A 2396-nucleotide genomic window follows, 5' to 3' on the forward strand; every position below is an offset into this window, starting at 1 on the left:
ACAGGGCTGACGCATCAGTGTTTATACTTTGAACAACCCCATACATTCGAACAAATATTGTTCATTCAGACAGCAGAGCCTGCGCTTGTTGGCCATGCTTAGATTACGTGATTTGTTTTGCTTCAGCATGTTCAGTATCCACTGCCTGATGACCGCTAAGTTTTCCCCAGCGAAGCCCGCTCTGGCCTGAAGTTGATCCTCTCCGAACGCAATATCTAAAGTCCAGTGCAGCAGATTTTCTACCGACCAGTGCGCTCGGGTTGCCTTCAGCGCTGAGGTGGCATCCAACGCTCGGCTACTTATATAAAATCTCACGAAATCATAGCCTTTGCCATTTTCAATTCGCTCAGCCTGCACGGCTATGATCGTCTTCGCTTTCCACTGCTGGCAAACTGGCATGCTTTCATCAACCACCAGAACCCAACAACGTCGATGCTCTTTTCGCCCATGTTCTGAGTCAAATTGTTCAGTAAAGCCGTGCCCCGAAACATCGCTTTCATTCTTATCCCAATACGCTTGGAACTGTTCTTTTACTTCAGTATTGAGGCTAGGTTGGTTGTCTTTCACCGCAAGCAGGTAATCCCCCGACTTCTTGAGGATGGTGTCAGCAATTTTGACCTGTGTACCCATTGCATCAATACTGACCAAACACCCTTTTAATTCAAGAAGTTGGAGTAGCTCAGGTATTGCCGTGATCTCGTTAGATTTGTCAGCGACTTTTTGCTGGCCAACACACATTCCCAGCTCAGTTGACCAGACATTGACCATATGAACAACGTTGGCTCCTCGCCCTTTAGCGGTAGCACGAAGAGCTTTACCATCAACCGCTAGTTGGCCAACCAGTTTTTCATCGCCCATGATGTCGCCGATCCACGCTTGAAAAATGGATTTCAGACTGGCGGGAGGCAGAGTGGCAAAGATGCGGTTGAATGTATCGTGTGATGGAATGCCGCCAGGCAAGCGCAGCCAGCGCCGGAACCATGGCTCTCGCTCTTGAGCAAACAAGGTAATCTCGCTCCAAGTATCAAAACCGCACATCATGGCGCAAATGGCCATGAAAACAACCTCTGACAAGATATGTGAGCACTTGGCCTGATTGCGTGGGTCTGGGATTGATTCAAGGTAGTCGAGCAAAGACTTCTGGGCCATAATAATAAACAGTTGGTTAAGATCTCGACTATTTACAGCTTGGCAACGCAAGGTACAATTAAAATCGTACTTGGAGCCGTTCAACTGATCGAGACTTGATCAACTTGTGCAGAGAATGATCATGCGTCGGCCCTGGTCATTAGAATTGAACCTGATGAACTAGCATTAAAACACATATCAAATTCAAACATACTTACATTCTTTGAGGATCTCGGTGTCAACTTAGACATATTTTACAGCCTGTTGTGGCAACATACCTTTGCAGTTGAGCTAATAAAACACAAATACAACATAGACACACCATCTGCTAAAGTAAATTTCTTTGAATCTATTTCAAGATTGATATCTGGAGATAGAAAAAAACAACAAGCACTAAAATACATTGAAGATTGGGGGGATAAATTCTGGCTTGACACTGAAACAAGAATTAGAGAGTTCACCGAGAAATTAGAAAATTCTCTAGCATCATCTATCAATGCGGGATTATCAGAAATAAAATTCAATTTATCAGGAAAACAACAGTTAAGTGAAGAACAAATATCTGAAGTGGTTTATTATGGCAAAAGTGTTGTCAATAGTGTTCAAATTGAGAAACTCGCAAAAATCGTTAATTTATTAGCCGAAGACATATTCACTGACCCACAAAGAAAGACTTATATTCTTATTGACCGACTAGATGAAAACTGGGTTGAAGATGACCTCCGCTACAAATTAATTCGCGCCTTAATTGAAACCATCCGAAAATTCAGAAAAATTGAGACTGTAAAAATAGTAATAACTTTACGTACAGATTTACTTGATAGAGTTTTAGAAAAAACTAGAGACTCAGGATTTCAAAGAGAAAAATACAGTAATCTTTTCTTACCATTATCATGGTCGAAAGAGCAATTAACAGCCATGTTGGATGCACGAATAAATGCGTTACTTAAAAATAAATACACCAACTCAGAAGTGTTATTTTCTGATGTGTTTCCTAGTCGCATAGATAAAGTAACATCCTCAGATTACATATTAGACAGAACCTTACTACGTCCCCGTGATGCGATATTGTTCGTAAATACTTGTTTTAGCGAGTCACAAGGCCAAACTGAAATAACAAACTCCACTATTCATGCAGCAGAAAAACGCTATTCTGCGGGAAGAAAGGAATCTCTAAATAGCTGTTCCGAATAGTAGATCACCGGAGGAAGGGAACTCAGTCCAGTTTGTGCGATCTGATTAGTCGCTAAACAAAACAAGCCACACCC

General features: G+C 41.9%; 2 protein-coding genes. One reads left to right on the forward strand and one right to left on the reverse strand.

Features of this window, described 5'->3' with window-relative positions:
• Positions 1–21: 21 nt before the first annotated feature.
• A complete protein-coding gene (locus tag AB5Y64_RS16175) occupies positions 22–1149 on the reverse strand; it encodes an ISAs1-like element ISKpn9 family transposase (protein WP_053288160.1) in 1128 nt (375 codons plus the stop codon).
• Between the two features lie 243 nt (positions 1150–1392).
• On the opposite strand from AB5Y64_RS16175, the gene AB5Y64_RS16180 reads away from it, so the two are divergent.
• Positions 1393–2322: a hypothetical protein gene (locus AB5Y64_RS16180; protein WP_368204224.1), complete on the forward strand. Its 930-nt coding sequence runs from the start codon at positions 1393–1395 to the stop codon at positions 2320–2322.
• Positions 2323–2396: the final 74 nt, after the last annotated feature.

Source organism: Aeromonas sp. R5-1 (assembly GCF_040908265.1).
Classification (GTDB): Bacteria; Pseudomonadota; Gammaproteobacteria; order Enterobacterales; family Aeromonadaceae; genus Aeromonas; species Aeromonas caviae.